At 48.0% G+C, this 19,961-nt stretch carries 17 protein-coding genes; 10 read left to right on the forward strand and 7 right to left on the reverse strand.

Features of this window, described 5'->3' with window-relative positions; genetic code table 11:
* Positions 1-271 precede the first annotated feature (271 nt).
* On the forward strand, positions 272-949 hold the full coding sequence (locus tag ACSHX2_RS09085; RefSeq protein ID WP_435692618.1) for a hypothetical protein: 678 nt from the start codon (positions 272-274) through the stop codon (positions 947-949).
* 134 nt (positions 950-1,083) lie between these two features.
* On the opposite strand, the gene ACSHX2_RS09090 is transcribed toward ACSHX2_RS09085, so the two are convergent.
* Positions 1,084-1,425: a hypothetical protein gene (locus ACSHX2_RS09090; RefSeq protein WP_435692619.1), complete on the reverse strand. Its 342-nt coding sequence runs from the start codon at positions 1,423-1,425 to the stop codon at positions 1,084-1,086.
* 290 nt (positions 1,426-1,715) lie between these two features.
* On the opposite strand from ACSHX2_RS09090, the gene ACSHX2_RS09095 reads away from it, so the two are divergent.
* From ACSHX2_RS09095 to ACSHX2_RS09120, 6 genes are all read left to right on the forward strand, one after another.
* A complete protein-coding gene (locus ACSHX2_RS09095) occupies positions 1,716-2,144 on the forward strand; it encodes a hypothetical protein (protein WP_435692620.1) in 429 nt (142 codons plus the stop codon).
* A gap of 155 nt (positions 2,145-2,299) precedes the next feature.
* On the forward strand, positions 2,300-3,685 hold the full coding sequence (locus ACSHX2_RS09100) for an efflux RND transporter periplasmic adaptor subunit (protein WP_435692621.1): 1,386 nt from the start codon (positions 2,300-2,302) through the stop codon (positions 3,683-3,685).
* Positions 3,686-3,689: 4 nt separating this feature from the next.
* Positions 3,690-4,379, forward strand: a complete 690-nt coding sequence (locus ACSHX2_RS09105) for an ABC transporter ATP-binding protein (RefSeq protein ID WP_435692622.1) — start codon at positions 3,690-3,692, stop codon at positions 4,377-4,379.
* On the forward strand, positions 4,380-5,516 hold the full coding sequence (locus tag ACSHX2_RS09110) for an ABC transporter permease (RefSeq protein ID WP_435692623.1): 1,137 nt from the start codon (positions 4,380-4,382) through the stop codon (positions 5,514-5,516).
* Positions 5,517-5,520: 4 nt separating this feature from the next.
* Positions 5,521-6,669 (forward strand): ABC transporter permease, encoded by a 1,149-nt coding sequence (locus ACSHX2_RS09115; protein ID WP_435692624.1) that lies wholly within the window; start codon positions 5,521-5,523, stop codon positions 6,667-6,669.
* 22 nt (positions 6,670-6,691) lie between these two features.
* The gene (locus tag ACSHX2_RS09120; protein ID WP_435692625.1) at positions 6,692-7,240 is read left to right on the forward strand and encodes a hypothetical protein; all 549 of its coding nucleotides are present in this window, start codon (positions 6,692-6,694) and stop codon (positions 7,238-7,240) included.
* 99 nt (positions 7,241-7,339) lie between these two features.
* On the opposite strand, the gene ACSHX2_RS09125 is transcribed toward ACSHX2_RS09120, so the two are convergent.
* The 3 genes from ACSHX2_RS09125 to ACSHX2_RS09135 are packed head-to-tail and all read right to left on the reverse strand — an operon-like array spanning position 7,340 to position 13,126.
* Complete coding sequence (locus ACSHX2_RS09125) at positions 7,340-10,477, reverse strand: efflux RND transporter permease subunit (RefSeq protein WP_435692626.1); 3,138 nt, start codon at positions 10,475-10,477, stop codon at positions 7,340-7,342.
* A gap of 49 nt (positions 10,478-10,526) precedes the next feature.
* Positions 10,527-11,699: an efflux RND transporter periplasmic adaptor subunit gene (locus ACSHX2_RS09130; protein ID WP_435692627.1), complete on the reverse strand. Its 1,173-nt coding sequence runs from the start codon at positions 11,697-11,699 to the stop codon at positions 10,527-10,529.
* Complete coding sequence (locus tag ACSHX2_RS09135) at positions 11,699-13,126, reverse strand: efflux transporter outer membrane subunit (protein ID WP_435692628.1); 1,428 nt, start codon at positions 13,124-13,126, stop codon at positions 11,699-11,701. Before ACSHX2_RS09135 ends, ACSHX2_RS09130 begins: the two co-directional genes overlap by 1 nt.
* Positions 13,127-13,270: 144 nt before the next feature.
* Here ACSHX2_RS09135 and ACSHX2_RS09140 point away from each other — a divergent pair, with 144 nt between their 5' ends.
* Entirely contained in the window at positions 13,271-13,699 is a 429-nt protein-coding gene (locus tag ACSHX2_RS09140; protein WP_435692629.1) for a hypothetical protein, read from the forward strand.
* A 68-nt stretch (positions 13,700-13,767) separates the two neighbouring features.
* Here ACSHX2_RS09140 and ACSHX2_RS09145 read toward each other — a convergent pair whose 3' ends face one another.
* From ACSHX2_RS09145 to proS, 3 genes are all read right to left on the reverse strand, one after another.
* Positions 13,768-14,751 (reverse strand): peptidylprolyl isomerase, encoded by a 984-nt coding sequence (locus ACSHX2_RS09145; RefSeq protein WP_435692630.1) that lies wholly within the window; start codon positions 14,749-14,751, stop codon positions 13,768-13,770.
* Positions 14,752-14,861: 110 nt separating this feature from the next.
* Positions 14,862-15,683 (reverse strand): ABC transporter ATP-binding protein, encoded by an 822-nt coding sequence (locus ACSHX2_RS09150; protein ID WP_435692631.1) that lies wholly within the window; start codon positions 15,681-15,683, stop codon positions 14,862-14,864.
* Positions 15,684-15,702: 19 nt separating this feature from the next.
* Positions 15,703-17,220, reverse strand: a complete 1,518-nt coding sequence (gene proS / locus ACSHX2_RS09155) for a proline--tRNA ligase (protein WP_435692632.1) — start codon at positions 17,218-17,220, stop codon at positions 15,703-15,705.
* 202 nt (positions 17,221-17,422) lie between these two features.
* Here proS and ACSHX2_RS09160 point away from each other — a divergent pair, with 202 nt between their 5' ends.
* Both ACSHX2_RS09160 and ACSHX2_RS09165 read left to right on the forward strand, forming a co-directional pair.
* On the forward strand, positions 17,423-18,055 hold the full coding sequence (locus ACSHX2_RS09160) for an Amuc_1102 family pilus-like protein (protein WP_435692633.1): 633 nt from the start codon (positions 17,423-17,425) through the stop codon (positions 18,053-18,055).
* A gap of 72 nt (positions 18,056-18,127) precedes the next feature.
* Positions 18,128-19,960, forward strand: coding sequence for an Amuc_1101 family PilM-like pilus complex protein (locus ACSHX2_RS09165; RefSeq protein WP_435692634.1), 1,833 nt, complete (start codon positions 18,128-18,130; stop codon positions 19,958-19,960).
* Position 19,961 lies beyond the last annotated feature (1 nt).

Below are 19,961 nucleotides of genomic sequence, written 5' to 3' on the forward strand. Positions count from 1 at the left end.
TCCGCATAGCCCTACAGCAGTGATTAGTCAACTCTGACTCCCAGAAGTAATGAAGCCAAGTAGCTTAGAGTCTGCTATAAAGACTCTGGGGAAAGCTTGTCAGAATTACCTTCTTTTTATATCGCATTTATTAAAATTCTACCTAGTGTGTTAGATCCATAATGGTACTCATAGTATGAGCCTCCGGTCGAAGACCATTTCTTAATATGCATCAGCTTAGTCGCCCTAAAAACTGGTCATAGGTGGTGGATAAAGTATAAATGATAAACTAATGAAAACCCAATTAATCAGCATATTTTCCTTCTTGGTACTTAGTTGTATAGCCTCGGCAGATGTCGTTTCGTTAAAAGTAGAGCCCACAGGGTGGGGAGATTTTGCTCCGGGGAGAGCTGTTGATGGAGTAGCAATGGCAGGGGGGAATACTGCAAAAATTACATCTAAAACTCAGATCGAGGGTCTCAATACTCCGAATGGAGTGGCTGGCCCTATCACGTTTATTATGGATGTGAATGACCTTACAGTTGGAGGAACCAAGCTTAGTTTTTCATTTGATTTAACCCTGACCTCAACGGGAGGTAATTTTCGGACAGATGGAGGGAAGATGAGAGGTTTTGTGATCGCGTCAGGTAACAAAAAGCTCTTAGAACCAGGAGAAACGATCACTTACAGCGTGGGGCAGGCTAAAAATGTGACCACTGGGTTCCGCGTCGGTGATATTACTTTTACTGAGCACATGGTAGACTCCTATACGGAGAATAGCGATCCTGGCATAGAATTTGATAATAGTACAGGTACGCTTAAAGCTGCTGTCGCTATAAGGCCAAGGGCGCTAGTAATGCATGTGAATGTGGAGTCTGTCTCGGGTTCTATTCCTGTCTCGGCTTCTGTGCCTGACTTGGATGCAGCTGCGATTATTAGCATGGACGGTAAAACATTGATACAACGCTAAATGATTACATATGAATGGCCTCATATGTAGGAAGGGCGCCATAGGTGGGAATTTATCTGGAAGTTGCTCATGGACGCAAAAAAAAGCGCAGTCTCTTGAGAGATCTGCGCTTTGTACTTTTGAAAGTTTGAGCTTTAGCCAATGAGTCCGATGCCGTGGTAGACTGTCCACGCAGCACCTGCTCCGAGAGCTACTAGAATGGCCCAAGCTGCGATACCTGTTACGATACGGCGTTTTACGAGAACGAGGGCGCCACCGAGAGCGAGCCAGATAGCGAGCTTCACAAACATCCAAGGCTGTAGCTCGTTATTGTATTTTTTAGAAATTAATCCAAAGCCTGAAACGAGCAAGAGTGTGAGGCCTACGCCGTGGGCGACGGCTGCGCCCTTACCCCATTGTTTCATTCCATAGGCGAAGCCCATGAAGGTGAGGATGATGCCTACGATGTGAATGATGCTGTATATATATGGCTGCATGAGAATTTAGTTTGTGACTTCGCGACTTATACGAGCGAAAATTAACGAGTGCAAGCCTATCTCAAATCTGGACTATTCATCGCTCATACCGACTGACAAGAGCGGTTTACTATCTTTAATATTATATAGGAATCTATCGTTTCGAGCATGTGGCCATTGGTCGTGGTGAAGAGTTCTACTTTCGCAAGTACGTGAGCAGCACCTGATTTTACTACTAGTTATTGCAGCAGGGTGGTCGAAATTGACAAATTTCGGAATACATGGGAGTCTATGAACTTCTAATAGACAGAATGGTGAAGAAACTGACAGGAATTTTTCTGCTTGGTGTGATGGCTCTGCTAATCACATTGAAGCATCCTGCCTTCAATTATTGTCTTTGCTTAGAATCCTTTAAGCTTGCCGATTGTGAATGCTATGAGGAGCAGGTGGTTGAGTCTGAATGCGGTACCTGTTGCCCGATGGAGCAAGAGCGGAGCTGCAAAACGGATGGCGAATCAGATGATTGCTTCGTGAGCTTGATGTTTGATGCTGGCGAGTTTGTGCAGACAGAAACGTTCCAATATTCTGATGCATGTGAGTTGGCTGAGCTGGCTCCGGTAGAGTTTCTTTTAGTGGATGGCTACGAGTTAGAGAGCTTAGCTCCGATACGTGGAAGCCCAGATACACATCCACTTTATGCAGAGCCTCTTTATGTGAGGCATTCTGTTTACCTTCTTTAGTTTTTTGAGTTTCCGCTAGTTCTCTCCTTTGGATGAGCTTGCGGTTTGATTGCCTTGGACCGCGCCCTTTTGTGGGCATTTCTAGACGTCCAGTTCATGTGTTCATACACATTTAAATCTTTAAAATGTCGCGCTGCGACTTACTCAAAAAATACATGTCTTTAGATATTCTGAAAAATAATAGAGATGCTCCAGCGAGCAAAGCAAAGCGCTCGTACGCGTGGCTTCTTCCACTGGGCTTGCTGCTGGGCTTTCTTCTGATCCTAGCCTTACTCTTCGGCGATCGTCTGTTGCCAGCGATTACTGTGCAGACTTTGCCTGTCGAAACTTTAAGATCGGAGGACGCTTCTTCGAATCAGACTGCAGTGACCTCAGCTGGTAAAGGTGAAATGCTTTTCCAAGCCTCGGGATGGGTTGAGCCAGATCCCTACATCACCTACGTGCCGGCTTTGATTAATGGAATCATTGATACAGTTCACGTGCTCGAAGGTGACTCGGTGAAAAAAGGCCAACTCTTAGCTGAGCTTATTTCAGATGAACAAGAGCTAGCCTTTCAATCTGCCCAACAAAAGTGCGTGAGTATGCAGAAAAAAATCGACGCACACTGCCAGTCGATTCCAATTATCGAAGCAAAAATCGCCGCTGCTGAGAAGAAGATCGAAGCAGGGGAAGCTCTGCTTTCGGGCGAACGAGATAACTTGGAACGGCTCACAAATCTTGGCGGCAATGCCGTTTCTGCACAAAGCATCGTAGCAGCGCGTTTCACTGTGGCTCGCAACGAGGCTGTGGTGGCTCAGATCGAAGCTGAGCTTCCAGAGCTCCGTGCTATGATCGATCAAGTGCATGCCGAGCGCGGTTCTATGGAAGCGACTTTGGTGGAGTATCAGGTCAATATGGCTGAGGCGAAGCTAGCGCTGGACCGTACAAAGGTCTACGCGCCGATGGATGGTGTTGTACTTCATTTACATGCAGCTCCCGGTAAGAAACGGATGCTCAATATGGATTCGCCAACATCTGCTGTAATCGTTGAGCTTTACGATCCTGAAAAACTGCAGGCACGCATCGATGTTCCTCTCACGGAAGCTGCTGGATTGGCAGTCGGGCAAGAGGTGGAAATGGTCAGTGATATCCTAGCTAACAAGATATTTAAAGGAACAGTGACACGAATCAGTGGTCAGGCTGATCTCCAACGAAATACATTACAGGCAAAAGTCGCGATTAAAGACCCAGACATTCGTCTGCGTCCAGACATGCTGATGCGCGCTAAATTCTATTCCCTAATAGGAGGTTCTGACGCCACGCAGCAACAGCGTTCGTCTGGCGGACGTCTTTCTCTTTACGTTCCGAAGGCTGCTATTTTAAACGATACTGAAGTTTGGGTGATGAGTCCCGAGGGACGCGCTGAGCTACGCACTATAGAGCTGGGAAACAGTCAACGCGATGATCACCAGTTGGTCATTTCTGGATTAAAATCAGGCGAGCAAGTGATCTTGCCGCCATACACGAATCTAGCCGAGGGCAACCGTGTAAAAACTAATTAAAACGATGTTTATTTCTATTCAAAATCTCACGAAGTCCTTCCATAAAAATAAGGAAGTAATCACCCCACTAGAAGACCTCTCATTGGAGGTGGAACGCGGTGAATTCCTCTCATTGATGGGTCCTTCAGGTTCAGGTAAAACAACCTTGCTAAATATCATTGCGGGGATCGATTCCCCTACTGCTGGAACTGTCGCAATCAACGGGGAGGATATAGCTAAGCTGTCACGTAATCAGCTGACTAACTGGAGGGCGAAGCATGTGGGTTATATTTTCCAGCTTTATCATCTAGTACCTATTTTATCTGCTTACGAAAATGTGGAACTCCCACTTCTGTTAGGTAAGTGGAGCAAGGCTGAGCGCAAGGAAAAGATCATGGCTGCTCTCGACTTAGTTGGGCTCGCTGACCGTGCTCAACACAGACCGTCCGAGCTCTCCGGAGGGCAAGAACAACGGGTAGCGATCGCTCGAGCTATTGTTCACGATCCCGAGTTACTGGTAGCGGATGAGCCGACAGGTGATCTAGACCGCGAGTCTGCGGATTCCATTTTAAATTTACTCAATAGCCTAGCGGAGCAATATTCCAAAACGATTGTGATGGTCACGCACGACCCGAAGGCATCTGCGGCAGCGCATCGCGCACTGCAATTAGAGAAGGGTAAATTTGTAACCGAGGGGCACTTGCTAACGGATTAGATGAAGTTGTTAGCATTAGCTTGGAAGAACTTGGTGAGGCACCGTCTGCGGTCCTTGCTTACTATCTTAGGAGTCGCTGCGGGGATGTTTCTCTATACTGCGGTGCAGACTATGCAGCACTCGCTTTCAGTGGCGACGAAGGTCAACGCTGACGACACCACACTGGTGGTGTATAGGGAAAATAGATTCTGCCCGATGACCTCACGCTTGCCGGAGCATTACGCTTCGACCATCAAAAGGATAGATGGAGTGCGTGAAGTGATCCCGATTCAAATTACCGTGAACAACTGTGGTGCGTCGCTCGATGTGATTACTTTTCGTGGGGTGCCGCCAGAAACCTTGAGGCAATACAGTCCTGATTTAAATGTGATCAGTGGGAGCTTTGAGGAATTTAGCAAACGCAGCGATGCCGCATTGGTCGGTGAACATTTCGCAGCACGACGTGGACTTAAGGCCGGCGATAATTTTGAAGCTGTGGGCATCAATGTCTCAGTGGCTGGTATTATCAATTCTGATCAACCGCAGGATAAAAACGTGGCATACGTTCACTTGCCATTTTTACAACAAGCTTCACGTGTGGGGCTCGGAGTCGTGACACAATTTAATGTGAAAGTAGAGTCGGCGGAGATGTTAGACTCTGTGGCTGCTGAAATTGATAAGACCTTTGCGTCTGACCAGCAGCCTACGAATACGCGACCAGAGAAGGCATTTTTTGCTGAAACAGCGAAGCAGATGATTGAGTTGATCGGCTTCACGCGTTGGCTCGGAATTGGGGCTGTAGTCGCTGTGTTAGGTCTGGTGGCAAATGCGGTGCTATTGATCGTCCGTGGTCGCGTGAAAGAAACTGCAATTCTCCAAACACTAGGTTTCACGCGTAAAGACATCGGCTTCATGGTGGTGAACGAAGGTGCTCTGCTAGGCTTAGTGGGAGGTTTGTTAGGAGTGCTCGGTGCTGCTCTGTTCTTTAAAATGAAAGCATTCACCTTAGGGAATGAAGGCCTAACTTTAGCGCTCTCTCCATCGCTCAGTGTGGTAGTGAGCGGCTTGTTGGTCGCGCTAGCACTCGGTTTACTAGCATCGCTCTACCCAGCGTGGAAGGCGACATCTCGTCCTTTAGTTCAATCTCTCAACTCCTAAAATAATGTTACCATTTAGTTATGCGTTAAGAAATTTATTCCGCGATCCCGCGCGTCTATTGCAGACTGTTGGCGGTGCGGCTCTGGTGGTGTTGCTATTGATCGCGGCAGTGGCTTTGAACGAGGGAATGGACTCGGTACTCTCGAATTCTGGTTCTACTAAAAATGTAATTCTCATGGGTAAGGGCTCAGAGGAATCCATTGAGCGCTCCGAGGTTCCTCTCTCTGCGGAGTCTTCAGTGGCGACTTCCGTAAGGGGGCTGAAAGAGGTGCTCGGTGTAAGTGCTGTTTCAGGTGAGATTTTTTATCAAGCACCACTACGCACGTCGGCAGGCAAAGAAAGTCAGGCCTTATTGCGCGGAGTATTAGAAGGTGCGCTTTTGGTGCATCGCTCGGTGCAATTGATCGACGGGCGGTTTCCTCAGTCTGGCGAAGTCATGGTGGGGCATTTGGCACACCGTAAACTTGGTGTTTCAGAAGATGACGTGGCTGTTGGGAAGTCGCTTTTCTTTGGCGATTCCGAACTCAAAATCTCAGGGACATTCATCGCTCCAGCGACCGTGTTAGAATCCGAAATATGGTTTGATCGCAACGATCTAGCAGTGCTGACTCAGCGCGATTCTCTCTCATCGGTAACAGTGCGAATGGACACTGCAGAGTTCGAAGATGTTGAGGTTTTTACTCTGCAACGAAATGATCTGGAGCTGGCTGCGATCCGTGAAGATAGCTACTACGATAAGCTCAGCACTTTTTACCAACCGATCAAAGTGATGACGTGGGTGACCGCAGCTCTGGTGGCGGCAGGTGCGGTGTTCGGCGGGCTTAATACGCTCTACGCAGCGTTCGCGGCACGCATCCAAGAAATGGCGACATTGCAGTCGATCGGGTTCACCCGTAAGGCGCTTTTTGTCTCATTAATACAGGAGTCGATACTTGCGACGCTCACGGGTACGCTGGTGGCCTTTATTGTAGCCTATTTCTTACTTGATGGTTTGGCTGTTCCGTTTTCGATCGGAACTTTTACTCTCACTTTAAGCCCTTCCGTTATTGCGGTAGGATTAATCACAGGTGTTCTGCTAGGGACGGTCGGGACACTGCCTCCTGCGATACGTTGCTTAGCTCCGAGCTTGCCGAGTGCCTTACGTTCTTCTTAAACTCAATCAATATTATACTATTATGAAATTAAAATCCATACTCGCATGTGGCCTATTAGCAGGTCTTGTTTCTTGTTCAGAAAAACCAACAGATGAAGTCTCTAATGACTCCACTGCTGAAGTGACGAGTGGCATGCAAGGTCTTTTGTTAGAATCGGCTCCAGAAGGGGCTGTTACGATCAATGAACTACGCTCTTCCGCAAAGTTGGGAGATGCTGTTGCTTTCAAAGGGAAGCTAATTGGTGGCGATCCAGTACTGATTGAAAATCGTGCGATCATGACTCTTGGTGATCCGGCAAAACTCACTTCGTGTGATCTCATGGGGGAAGACGATCACTGTCAGACACCTTGGGATGTTTGCTGTGACGATAACGATGCGATCAAACAGAATATTGTAACAGTGCAGGCCGTTGATGCCAGTGGAAGTCCATTGAAAGAAGGATTTCGTGGTCTAGGAGGCATTCAAGAGCTCAGTACAGTGACTGTGCTTGGTACAGTTGCTGAGGGCTCTAATGCTGAGAATATGATCATAAATAGCACAGCCATTTTTGTAGAGAAAGATTCTCAATAACTTTTCCTATTCAGCCCCTCGAGCAATCAGCTTCGTCACGATACTAAATTGTGACAGCTCTTGCTTCGAGTTGCATGAATCTAGGTAGGATGATCTGTGTTATTTTGTTGGTTTTTTAGAACCCATTTTGTCGCTAATATTTTGAACGACAGAGTAGAGCATAGGGACTGCTACCAGTGAGAGAACTGTGGCTGCAATCATGCCGAAGCCTACGGTGGTGCCTAAAACTTTACGGGATTCGGCTCCAGCTCCTGATGCAATTAGGAGTGGTATGACACCTAGTACGAAGGAGAAGGCTGTCATAAGAACGGCGCGGAAACGGAGTCTGACGGCGTTAGTGGCAGCCTCGAGCACAGATTTACCTTCTTGATGCTCCATCATTGCGAATTCAACGATGAGGATGGCGGATTTAGTAGCCATGCCGATGAGGAGTACGATGCCGATCTGGGTATAGATATTGTTAGACATATCACGCAGCATGAGTCCAGCTACAGCTCCTAGGAGTGCAGTGGGGACGGAGAGGCAGACGGAGACAGGGATAGACCAGCTTTCATACTGAGCGGAGAGGACGAGGTAGACCATTAGAATGGAGAATCCAAAAATGGCAGCCATCGCCATAGGGTTAATGCTGCGTTCTTGGTAGGACATGTCGGTCCAAGCGTATCCCATGCTGTTAGGGAGACTTTTTTCTGACATGTCTTCCATGATTTGGAGTGATTCACCTGAGGAGAACCCTGGGGCTGCGGAGCCCAAGATTTTGATCGATGGGTAGAGATTAAAGCGAGTTACTGTTTGTGGCCCGAGCACTTCTTCTACTTTCGCAATGGTGCCGAATGGGATCATTTTTCCGGAAGGTGTGCGCACCTTGAGTTGAGTGATGTCTTCAGGTCTCATGCGGTAGGGTATATCAGCTTGCGCGGTGACTCGGAAAACTCGCCCAAACTTGGTGTAATCGTTCACATATGCGGAACCGAGGGCTATGGAAAGTGTGTTGTAGACTTCGGTCATGGAGATACCGCGTTTTTTGACTTGTTCGCGGTCGATATCGACGCGGAGCTGAGGAGCTGTGGCACGGAATGTTGTGCTGAGGCGGCTGAGGCCGGTCTGGGAATTGCCGTCAGCGATGAGCTGCTGGCCTGCTTGTTGGAGTTGATTAAGCCCGACGCCGCCTTTGTCTTGGAGCATGTATGAAAAACCAGAGGAGGCACCAAGACCAGGGAGGGATGGGACTGGAAATGCCATGATGACGGCTTCATTTATCTGAGAGAATGCCATGTTGAGCTTCATGAGAAGACCGGCTTGTTGCAGCTCAGGCTCTTCACGTTCGTCCCAGTTTTCAAATGTGACAAACATCATACCAGCATTTGGGGAGGAAGCACCATCGATGATAGAGTAGCCTCCAATGGCTAGAACATCTCTAATACCATCGATTTGTTGAGCTGCTTGAGTCGCTTCAGCCATAACTTTTCTAGTGCGGTTGAGCGAGGAGCCGTCCGGAAGTTGAACGTTGACCATACTATAGCCTTCATCTTCTTGAGGGACGAAGCCAGAAGGGAGTTTGCCAAAGCCAAATACAGCGAGTGCCACGATACCGATAAAGAGAATGATGCCGATGATGGATCTTCTGATCGCTAGTTGGACCGCCCAAGTGGTTCCATTGGTGGCACGCTGGAGGGTGTTGTTAAATACCTTAAAGAGTCCTCCAGGTTCTTTTTCATTCTTTTTAAGAATGAGAGCACAAAGAGCAGGGGAGAGTGTGAGGGCATTGATCGAGGAGAAGAAAGTCGCAATGGAGATCGTGACGGCAAATTGTTTGAACAATGTGCCAGTGATACCAGGGATGAAAATGGTAGGGATGAATACCACGAGTAGCACGAGAGTGGTTGCCACTACTGGACCTGAGACTTCTTTCATAGAAAGAATCGCTGCTTCTTGTGGTGGCTTCCCTTCTTGAATATGCCTGACTACATTTTCTACAACAACGATGGCGTCATCGACCACGATTCCAATGACGAGAACGAGGCCAAATAAGGTCAGAGTATTGATCGAATAGCCTAATGCCAAAAGAACGGCGAAAGTTCCGATGAGAGAAACTGGAATAGTTATTGTCGGAATAAGTGTCGCGCGTCCATTTTGGAGGAATATATATACCGTGAGAATTACTAGGAGAAGTGTGGCTGCTAGAGTAATGACCACTTCTTTTATAGATGCGTTTACAACATCTGTAGAATCGTAGGCGATGGTGTATTTGACCCCCTTCGGAAAGTTTTTTTCGAGTTCTGCGAATTTCTTTTTAAGGCCATCAGCTACGTCCATTAGATTAGAACCTGGAATCTGGTAGATACCCATAGCAGCAGCGGTCTTGCCATTGAGGGTAGAATTAAAATTATAACTTTCTGAGCCTTCTTCGACGCGGGCGACGTCTTTGACTCTGATTAGGCGTCCATCGTCTGTAGTGCGAATGACAATATTTTCGAACTGATTAACATCAACGAGACGGCCGGGTGTGGTAACGATGTATTCGAGGTCAATATCTGATGCCGCAGGCTGGGCACCGATTCGACCAGCCGCTACTTGGACATTTTGCTCAGCGATGGCGTTGACGACATCTGATGGGGTAAGATTACGGATAGCGAGTTGATCTACATCTAACCAAATACGCATTGATAGCTGGCCTACACCGAAGATGGTGACATCACCTACGCCATCGACACGCGAGAGCTCGTCTCGCATCTGTAAAGTTGCGTAGTTAGAGAGGAAGGCGTCGTCATAGTACGGTTTTCCTGTATCGGGATCAGTATCAGAGGTTATCGCGGCGAAGAGGCTGATGTCGGCAGACTTTTTCTTTACAATGATACCACGGCGGCGGACTTCTTCTGGGAGCCGAGACTCGGCGATAGAAACGCGGTTTTGTACTAAGACGTTTGCAATATCGAGATCTGAACCAGGCTCGAAGGTCACGGTGAGCGTCATCGAGCCGTCATTACCACAGACCGAGCTCATGTAGATCATGTTTTCCACCCCGTTCACCTCTGTCTCGATAGGAGTGGCGACGGTGTCAGCTACAGTTTGAGCGTCGGCGCCTGGATAGGTAGCGGAGACTGTAATGGTAGGAGGCGCGATGTCTGGATAGCGCGCAATAGGAAGCGCCATTAGGGCTACGAGGCCCAAGATGATCGTCACTATCGAAATGACAGTGGCGAAGATGGGGCGGCGGATGAAAAATTCACTAAACATGATGAAGGACTCAGAAGAGCTTGGTTAGATTAAGTTAAATCTAAAGTGATTACTTTGAGACAGGTGTACTCTTAAGTTCGACGCTCGGATCAACTTCATTTTCGTTTTTGACCAAAGTGGGAGTGACGGGAGAGCCTTCACGTGCTCGCTGCATGCCATTAACGATGATTTTTTCATCACCTTTCAGGCCTTCTGTGATGATTTTCAGACGACCTACAGCATCGCCCAAAGTGATGTTTTTACGGATCACTACATTCTGATCATCAATAGTGAGTACGAAATCACCACCGAGGTCTTTTTGAATGGCAATGGTAGGTACGAGGACGGCTTCCGTAGGTGTGACCTGTCTGGGGACTTTGACTTCAACAAAAAGTCCATCTGCTAGGATTCCCTCAGGGTTTGGAGCGACAGCTCGCACTCGTAGTGTGCCGGTATCACTGTCGATAGTGTTGTCAGCGATATCTACTTGGGCTGGGTGACTGTATGGCTTCCCATCTGCGAGTGTGAGACTGACAACTGGTGGCTGCATATGTTGAGATTCGATTTCTTGACGACGGCGCAGGTACTTGAGTGCTCGGCGTTCGTCGGCTTCGAAGTAGACGCGCATTGTATCGTCATTAACTATAGTACAGAGAATGGAATCTGCACCTGGACCAACGAGGTTGAACTGATCAACATAGAGTTCAGAGATGCGGCCAGTTATAGGTGCATGGATTTCACAGTAGCTTAGGTCTTCTTCTGCTGTAGTAACTGCAGCTTGAGCTGACTGAACGGCGGCAGCTGCAGCTTGGACATCAGCTTCCGCAATTTCAACTTCGAGCTGGGAGACTCCTTGACCTGCGCGCTTCCGGCGCTCCAAAGTGATCTTGGCTAGGCTCAGCGAGGATTCCGCCTTTGCTAGTTCTGCTTTTGCATTTCTAACAGCAGCTTGATATGGGACATCATCAATTTTGAAGAGTAGCGTACCTTTTGGTATTACTTTCCCAGGTTCAAAATCAGAGGTGACTTCTTTCAAAATACCTTGCACACGCGCGTGGATTTCCACTCGTTGCATGGCTTCGATGCGTCCAGAGTATTCGGAAAAAGTCTGCTGGTTTCTAACTATGGGTAGCTGTACTTCAACTTTTGCAGGTGGAGGTGGAGAAAATTCATTTTTCTTCCCACAGGAAATGGAGAGGAGCGCGGTACACGCGGTGAGGCTGAGAGATCTGAGCAGGTTCATTATTTTGCTTGGTTTTGAGAGATGTTGCGCATTTGGGTTCCACCACCAAGCGCACGATAAAGTTGGATGTGATAGGCTGTGTAAATTCCTTCACTGGAAGCCGCTGCGTCTTCTTGGGTGAAGATGGTGCGTTCGGCATCGAGTACACTTTGGAAATCTGCGACTCCCTCTTTATAGTTTTCTACTATGAGGGATACAGTTTCACGGGCAGAGCGTACGGAGTCGTTGAGGTGACTGCGGCGGTTGTATTCAAAACTTATGTTAGAGAGTGAAGTTTCTACCTCTGAAACAGCATTGAGCACTGTTTTCTCATAAGAAAGAAGGGCTTGGCGTGTCTTTGATTCTTCAACTTTGATACCTTGGCGAAGACGGTCACCCTCGAAAATACGCCACTGGAATGACGGCCCAAGACTGTAGATGCGGGAGCTTGAATCGAAGAGGTCTGCTGAGCTTTGGGAGCTTAAGCCCAATGTGCCATTGATATAGAATTTTGGATAGAGTTCAGCAGTGGCGACGCCTACTTGAGCAGTTTGAGCCGCTAGTTGACGTTCTGCAGCTCGGACGTCAGGTCTTGCGCGAAGGATATCTGCAGGGAGCCCAACGCGTATATTTTTGGGTGGTTTGGGGATATTTGTGCTGCTACCTAACAGCGATTGAAGATTTCCAGGGTAGCGGCCTAATAAAAATGCGAGTTGATTGCGAGTCGCAGCCAGCTGGAGTTGGAGCTGCGGGATAAGAGCTTTCGAGGTCGAGAGGTTTGCTTGCGCTTGTGAGACATCTGTCTGTGGAGCGAGCCCTGCTTCTTTACGGTCTTTAGTAATTCCAACTGATTGACCTTGGCTTACAATATTACCTTTGGCTAGTTGGATGCGCTTCTGCAGTGTGCGATATTCGACATAGCGTATGGCTACGTCTGAGTAGAGTATCACCATGGTGTCATGGTAGATTTCGCCAGTAGCTTCCACACTTGCTCCTGCTGATTGGATAGATCGACGTAGCCCGCCAAAGAAGTCCACTTCCCATGAAGCATCTAGACCGGTCCCGTAGTTGTCAGATGGATTTGGAGTAGAGAAGGGGATTGATTCGCTAGACCGCGCGTAATCGTAGGCTCCTGAACCGGCTACACCTGGAGCCAGAGATGCGTATGCTACGCCGAACCGAGCTTGTGCTTCTATAATACGCTCGGCGGCGATCTCGAGGTCTTTGTTCTCCTCTTTCGCTATTTCGATGAGTTTATCTAGCGTGGGATCGTTAAATTTCCTCCACCATCCTTCGATGTTAGGAGTCCCTTTCTTAAGGTCGGTTTGTAGGTTTGTGTTCCAGTAGTCAGGAGTCGTCGGGACCGTGACTTCATAAGTGGGGCCTACTGTGCAGGACGCGAGACCGAGGGTGAGAGCTAAAAGGCTGGGATAGAGATGTTTCTCCATAAAATCTAAGATAGGTGAATTATTGATTAGTAGTTAGAGAACTACGTAGAATAAAGGAAAATAAAAAGTGATTTAGGTGGGAGCAGGTGAGGTGGGTTTTGCTTCCCTATAAATTGCTTTTTCGTTAGAAGGTACTCACAAATTATGTTTAGCGTATCACAACTTAGTAATGAGCAGAAGGAACAGATTGCAGCTTGGGCTGCAGAGGGGGCTCAGCTTCCGGATTTACAGAAGAAAATCCAGGAGGATTTAGATATTCAGGTAACCTATATGGACACGCGTTTCATGGTGTTAGATCTGGGGATTGAGTTAGTGAAGGAAGAGGTGAAGGCGGAAGAACCAGCGGCAGAGGATGTAAAGGTTCCTACTGGTGCGGTGGAGGCTACGGTGGATGAAATCGTGCGAGCAGGTGCGCTGAAGTCTGGTTCAGTCAGCTTTAGTGATGGAGAGAAGGCACTATGGATGATAGATGAAATGGGGCGTCTTTCACTGGATGCGGATACCGCTGGTTACCAGCCCGATGAAGAAGATCTTATTAAGTTTCAGGAGAAACTCAGAGACTTACTGACCTAAAGTCCATATATTCATAAAAAAGGCCAAGCGTATAAGCTTGGCCTTTTTTAATTTAGAGATCTAGGGTGTTACATATTGCGCGTGATCATAGCCTTACGCTTTAGTCCGTTTATCCAGCGCTTGTACTTGGCTGAGGATTTTTCGCGTTCCACGTTGCGGCTAACCATTTTACGAACTTCAGGGTCAGAAAGCGGTGGAGCTGGTCCGAGGTATTTTTTCGTCACGACAATGATGTGGTAGCCACCTGCATCTTCGAGAGGTCCAATCACTGAGCCGGTTGGCTCTTCGAAGATCATTGTTGCGATGGCTGGAGAGAGGTCGATACGTGCAACGTCTTCTTGGAGGCCGCCGTCATCAGCCCAAGCATCTTTTGAGTGTTGCTTGGCGAGTTCAGCAAAGTCATCGCCAGCTTTGAGTTTTTCGACGATGTTTTCTGTAAGTACGAGCTGAGATTCAGGAGTCGCAGTTAGGTCTTCGTCATCAAGTTTAGGTATGTAGATTTTCTGGAAGTCGCAACGGTCTTTAGAGGTGTCACGTAGCTCAGGCTTGATCTTAGCGTATTCAGCACGCATCTCTTCAGGAGTCGCAGGTGGTGTGTCTGAGAACTGCTGGGAGCGCATAGCTTGGACGATCAATTGGCGATGGATGAGCTCGCGGTATTTCTTAAAAGAAATGCCTTTGGACTGGAGCTCTTCACGGAAGAGTCCGACGTTGTTATTATAGTCGCTGCGGACCTTGCGGCGAATTTCTGAATCGACGATATGCTCTGGTATCTGGGCGCCCATGGATTTGAATTCGTAAAGTACGAGTTCGCGTTCGACGAGTTCCTCGACAATTTTATCCTTAGCTTCTTCAATTTCCTTGTAGTAGCTAGGTGTCTTGCGGGGGTATTTGCTGGCAAGATAGGCTCTGAGCGGGGCCAGGGAGAAAGCAACTTCGTTTTTGGTGACAACGCGACCATTTACCTTCGCGGCGATACCGTTGAGCTCAACTGCAGCTGTAGCAGAGAGAGCTAGGCCTATGCCTAGGGCGATGTGGAGTAAAAATTTCATAAGCATGAATGAGCTAGGAAGTGGCGGTTTACCGTGAATGGAGCGACAAGAAAAGCCCTATTAGTCTAACTTTCCTGTCTTAAATGACACAGGAGGGTAGCGGAGCTTGTTTAGACTGGGCTCTCAAGGCTGGGAATAGCATCTAGTAGTCGCTTTGTATATGGGTGCTTCGGCGAGTTAAATAGCTCTTCGGCTTTGCCATACTCCACAATTTCGCCCTTATACATCACTGCGATATTGTCAGCAATGTAGCGTACGACGGAGAGGTCGTGTGAGATGAAAATCATGGTGAGGTTTAGCTCGCTGCGAAGGTCTAGGAGGAGATTGAGGATTTGTGATTGGATGGAAACATCGAGAGCTGAGACGGGTTCGTCAGCTATGATGAGTTTAGGTTCTGGAGCAAGAGCTCGGGCAATTGCAATACGCTGACGCTGGCCACCAGAAAACTCGTGTGGGTATTTCTGCATGAATGATGGGTTGAGTCCGCATCTCTCCATGAGCTTGACCACTGAATCTGTGAGCTTCGGTTTACTTTTTTTAAGTGAGGGGTGGCGCTGGGTTATGGCTTCCGCAAGAGTAGTGAAGACGGTCATGCGTGGGTTCAGAGACGCATAGGGGTCTTGGAAGATCATTTGAAAGTCGAGGCGGCGGGCGCGAACCTCCTTTTTTGGGAGGCTAGTGAGCTCGGTGCCTTCGAGGGTGATGGTGCCTCCGGTGGCAGGGATGAGCTGCATGATGGTGCGTGAGAGTGTGGACTTGCCACAGCCTGACTCACCCACGAGCCCAAGGATCTCACCCTCTTTGATATTGAGGGTGACACCGTTTACCGCTTTCACCGTGTCGACCAGTTTTGAGAAAATTAGGCCTTTGTTGACAGGGAAGTGGGTTTTTACGTCTTGGAGTTCGAGCATAGGTGCGCATTGCCGAGCCATCGCTCAGCGTTCAAATGGATTAATAACTACGACCCCAGATGGCGCGCGCCATAGTGGGCTTGCCAGTGAGGATACATGGAGCTTCATCGCCAGCTTGTTTGTCGAGGGGAAGGCAGCGGATTGTGATTTTGTGTTTTTTGCTAAGAGTTTCCTCTTCTTCTGTGCTCCCAGCCCATGGTGTGATGAGCCAGCCAGGCTGTTCTTCGCTCCAGTACTTTTCAAAGGTTGCTATGTCAGAGCACTCAGTGATGTTAGAGTCGCGGAATTCCGTGGCGCGATCTAACAGAGTGTCTTGGACTTCTTGGAGAGTTTCCTCTACGTTGCGGAGGAAGGTTTCTTTTTCGAGGAAGGATTTTTCGTTAGAAGCTTGGTCGCGACGCTGTAGGCAGACTTTGCGAGATTCGAGGTCGCGAGGGCCGATTTCGATGCGGAGAGGTGCTCCTTTTTTGACCCACTCCCATTTCTTTTCGCCACCACGGAGGTCGCGTTTGTCAACTAGGACGCGGAGTGGTTCGCCGTGGAAGGATTTTGCTCGGAGAGTTTTGGCGAGAGCTTCACAGGCATCGATGATGGCATCACGAGTGTCTTCCTTTGGCGTTACAGGGATGATGATGATTTGTTGGGAGGCTATGCGTGGAGGTAGCACTAGGCCGTCGTCATCAGAATGCGCCATGATGAGCGTGCCGATCATGCGGGTTGATACTCCCCATGAGGTGGTCCACGCGTGCTGGACTGATCCGTCACGTGCGGTGAAGGAGATGTCTTGAGCTTTGGAAAAGTTTTGGCCGAGGAAGTGAGATGTGCCCGCTTGGATTGCTTTTTTATCCTGTACCATAGCTTCGACTGTTAGGGTCATGTCTGCGCCAGGGAAGCGCTCGGCTTCGGATTTTTCACCAGGAATAGTAGGGATGGCGAGGTGCTCGCGAAGGAATTTTTCGTAAATGGAATGCATTTGCCGAGTTTCCTCAAGTGCCTCTTCTTTAGTTTCGTGCGCGGTGTGGCCTTCTTGCCAGAGGAATTCAGCTGTGCGAAGAAACATGCGTGTGCGCATTTCCCAACGCATGACATTAGCCCACTGGTTGATCAGGAGGGGAAGGTCTCGGTAGGATTCTGTCCAACGCGAGAATGCAGCGCCGATGATTGTTTCAGAAGTAGGACGAATGACATAGGGCTCATTGAGCTTGCCTGCGGGTTCCATTTTCGTGGAGCCGTCTTCTTGTTTTGTTGCTTCAAGTCGGTGATGGGTGACGACTGCGCACTCGGTAGCGAAGCCTTCTGCGCATTCCGCTTCTTTTTCGAAATAAGAGAGTGGGATGAGGAGTGGGAAGTAGGCGTTTTGGTGGCCGGTAGCTTTGAAGTATTTATCTAACTGTTGCTGGATGTTTTCCCAAATGGCGTAGCCCCACGGCTTGATGACCATGCAGCCGCGAGTTTCAGAGTTTTCTGCTAGATCAGCAGCTTTGATGACTTGTTGGTACCATTCTGGAAAGTCTTCAGAGCGTGTTGGTTGGATCGCTGTTTTCGCTTGCTTTGCCATATAGACGGAGATTTAGCCCTACATCATAGTTTGCGCAAGAGTGGAAATGGTGAATGCTAAGGATGTATTGCGTGGGATATTTGTAAAAAGGCATGGATTACGTACGCTCGAGTCGCTTCTGTCACTTATTTTGTGTTTTTCGAATGTTTATCCTCGCCAAAAGCAGCTGCGCTTCGTTATCACACTATGAAACCTATTCACTATGAAGCAATATAAACTCAAGGCGTTCCTGTCCGCTGCGGCACTGGCGGCTCTAACAATGGTTAGTAATGTCCATGCTCAAGCCGGGAAAGTGACAACTTCTGACCCTAAGTATGATGTCCTCCAGTCTCCAGAAGTCGGTGGCAATACCATGCGCAAGAACTGGAAACCGAAAGATTGGCTAGAGGCAGAGGTAAATGTTAAAGTTGAAATGCCGAGGTCTTACCCACATAAGTTTGTGGATTCGGTGACTGTTAAATGGTTTGTGGCTATTGATAATCCAGATGGCAAAGGCGTCTTACTGTTAGAGAAGGAAGTGGAGTATGTAAACTTTCCTGTAGGTGAAGATGTTTACTCATCAGTGTATTTATCACCAGCGGCTATTCTTCGCCTCAGTGGCTCAGACCGAGCGAATAAAGGTATCATTAAGGCTATCGGTGGTGAAGTGTTAGTAAATGGTACGTCCCTTCCAGATGATAAGGGACGTTACTTTAGTGATGGTGAAAAAATGGGCTGGTGGACTTCTGGTTCACTTTCTCGCTATGATCGAGTTCCGCTTCTCAGTAAGGATGAGACACCGTTCAAGTTCTTGTGGTGGGATCGATATGCTGAGATTAAGCCAGAACGCCGCTAGTTAGATCAATGTGTTAAACTGTTAGTTTAATACTCTAACTTATTCAATTTTCATAAAAAACTGCACAATATTATGGCTGACTCACAGTCGCTAATTACATTAAATATAGGCTCACAGACCGTGAGTATGGGGATGTTTTCCCGCTCCAAAGATGGAGGGTTAATTCTTAAAAAATACGAAACAACTGCGATCTTAGCTGATCCCGCAGCAGAGATGACTCGTTTGTCACAGGTCAAGATGGCCGTGAGTGAGTTATCCTCTAAGTTAGGGGTGTCTAAGGTTTCGATTGATTATGCTATTTCTGGTCAATCGGTTTTTACACGCTTCGTGAAGCTGCCGATGCTCGGAGATGATGATCTCGAGCAGTTAGTTGCATTCGAAGCTCAGCAACATGTACCGTTCCCGATCAATGAGGTGGTCTGGGATTGGCAATTACTTGAGTCTAGCGGCGCTGAAAAAGAAGTGGTGCTTGTTGCTATCAAAGGTGATGCGCTGGATGATCTTAACAATTGTGTGCGCGAATCCGGGCTGACTACAAATTCTGTCGATACGTCGCCAATGGCACTTGCGAATGCGTTTCGCTTCAACTATGCGGACTTAGAAGAGTCCTGCTTGCTTATCGATATTGGTGCGCGCACCAGTAACTTGATCTACATTGAAGGTAAGCGTATTTTCACACGTAGTATTGCCATTGGTGGTGCTGCTGTGACTAGTGCGATTTCCAAAGAGTATAATGTGTCGTATTCCGAGGCTGAGTCTCAGAAGCTTTCTAATGGTATGGTGGCTTTGGATACAAGGCATACCTCACGTATGGATGAGCTTACCGGTGCTCTAGCGACTTGCATAAGGACTGCTCTTAATCGTATGCCGGCAGAGATTGCGCGGACTACGAACTTTTTCCGTAGTCAACACGGCGGTAGCGCACCTAAGCGTGTGTTTATTGCTGGCGGAGGAGCTAATTTGGTGAATATCGGCGAGTTTTTCCAAGAGAAGTTAAGGCTTCCTGTGGAGTATTTTAATCCGTTGAAGCGAGTGTCTGTAGGCCAGGGCGTAGACGTTGATAGGGTGTCTTCCCAAGCGCATCAGATTGGTGAGCTTGTTGGCTTGGCACTTCGCTCTGTTGGTAAGGCTCCCATTTCTATTGATCTGGTGCCAGAAGTGGTGCAGTCGGAGCGTAACGAGAAGCGTCGTCGGCCGTATCTAATCGGTGCAGCAGCTATTGTTCTCGGTGCTTTTAGTTTGATGTACGTTACTAATTCAATGAAGGCGAGCGATGCTCAAGCTAAAGTGCTTGAAGTGGAGGACCGTATTGAGGAGCTCAGGCAGTCTGCTGATCCTATTGAAAAGCAAGCAAAACGCGCAGAGTGGCTTCAAGACTTCAGTGACCAGTTAGTCGCGGCACATGACGGCCAGCGTTATTGGCTAGAGATGGTTGATGATTTTAAGCAACGCTTCGGCGATACCCATGTATGGGTGACGGATTTCACGCCAATAGTGGATTTTGTTCCAGGTAACGCGAATGTTACTGAGCTCGTGAGAGGCGATTTTGCAAAGCAGACATATGGAGCTGGTGGTTTGACCGATCTAAAATTAGAGCAACCTAAGTTCCTTCCTGGAGGTAGAGTAAATTCCCGCTACGTAGCACCGACAGTAAATGCTGTCCGGGTGAAAGGTTTTTGGCGTGGCGCTGGAGGGGCATCGACAGTGAATGATTTGGTTAAAAAACTCACAACAGATTCAAAATTCTTCACTCTAGAAATAGAGCTTAAGGATGGAAGGAAAACAGAAGTACGCGAGTTGAACACAGACGAATATTTAGAGAACTCAAGTATGCTCAAAGATGGAGAGTACGCAGCAAGCTATTCACTAATTATTCCACTTAAGCAACCAATTGAACTCGATTAAC

Origin of the sequence: Rubritalea sp., from assembly GCF_051252225.1 — a bacterium.
In the GTDB taxonomy this organism is placed as follows: Bacteria; Verrucomicrobiota; Verrucomicrobiia; order Verrucomicrobiales; family Akkermansiaceae; genus Rubritalea.

Coding starts and splice junctions, on each gene's coding strand:
- ACSHX2_RS09085 (WP_435692618.1), top strand. CDS start 272: ATGAAAACCCAATTAATCAGCATATTTTCCTTCTTGGTACTTAGTTGT.
- ACSHX2_RS09090 (WP_435692619.1), bottom strand. CDS start 1,425: ATGCAGCCATATATATACAGCATCATTCACATCGTAGGCATCATCCTC.
- ACSHX2_RS09095 (WP_435692620.1), top strand. CDS start 1,716: ATGGTGAAGAAACTGACAGGAATTTTTCTGCTTGGTGTGATGGCTCTG.
- ACSHX2_RS09100 (WP_435692621.1), top strand. CDS start 2,300: ATGTCTTTAGATATTCTGAAAAATAATAGAGATGCTCCAGCGAGCAAA.
- ACSHX2_RS09105 (WP_435692622.1), top strand. CDS start 3,690: ATGTTTATTTCTATTCAAAATCTCACGAAGTCCTTCCATAAAAATAAG.
- ACSHX2_RS09110 (WP_435692623.1), top strand. CDS start 4,380: ATGAAGTTGTTAGCATTAGCTTGGAAGAACTTGGTGAGGCACCGTCTG.
- ACSHX2_RS09115 (WP_435692624.1), top strand. CDS start 5,521: ATGTTACCATTTAGTTATGCGTTAAGAAATTTATTCCGCGATCCCGCG.
- ACSHX2_RS09120 (WP_435692625.1), top strand. CDS start 6,692: ATGAAATTAAAATCCATACTCGCATGTGGCCTATTAGCAGGTCTTGTT.
- ACSHX2_RS09125 (WP_435692626.1), bottom strand. CDS start 10,477: ATGTTTAGTGAATTTTTCATCCGCCGCCCCATCTTCGCCACTGTCATT.
- ACSHX2_RS09130 (WP_435692627.1), bottom strand. CDS start 11,699: ATGAACCTGCTCAGATCTCTCAGCCTCACCGCGTGTACCGCGCTCCTC.
- ACSHX2_RS09135 (WP_435692628.1), bottom strand. CDS start 13,126: ATGGAGAAACATCTCTATCCCAGCCTTTTAGCTCTCACCCTCGGTCTC.
- ACSHX2_RS09140 (WP_435692629.1), top strand. CDS start 13,271: ATGTTTAGCGTATCACAACTTAGTAATGAGCAGAAGGAACAGATTGCA.
- ACSHX2_RS09145 (WP_435692630.1), bottom strand. CDS start 14,751: ATGAAATTTTTACTCCACATCGCCCTAGGCATAGGCCTAGCTCTCTCT.
- ACSHX2_RS09150 (WP_435692631.1), bottom strand. CDS start 15,683: ATGGCTCGGCAATGCGCACCTATGCTCGAACTCCAAGACGTAAAAACC.
- proS (WP_435692632.1), bottom strand. CDS start 17,220: ATGGCAAAGCAAGCGAAAACAGCGATCCAACCAACACGCTCTGAAGAC.
- ACSHX2_RS09160 (WP_435692633.1), top strand. CDS start 17,423: ATGAAGCAATATAAACTCAAGGCGTTCCTGTCCGCTGCGGCACTGGCG.
- ACSHX2_RS09165 (WP_435692634.1), top strand. CDS start 18,128: ATGGCTGACTCACAGTCGCTAATTACATTAAATATAGGCTCACAGACC.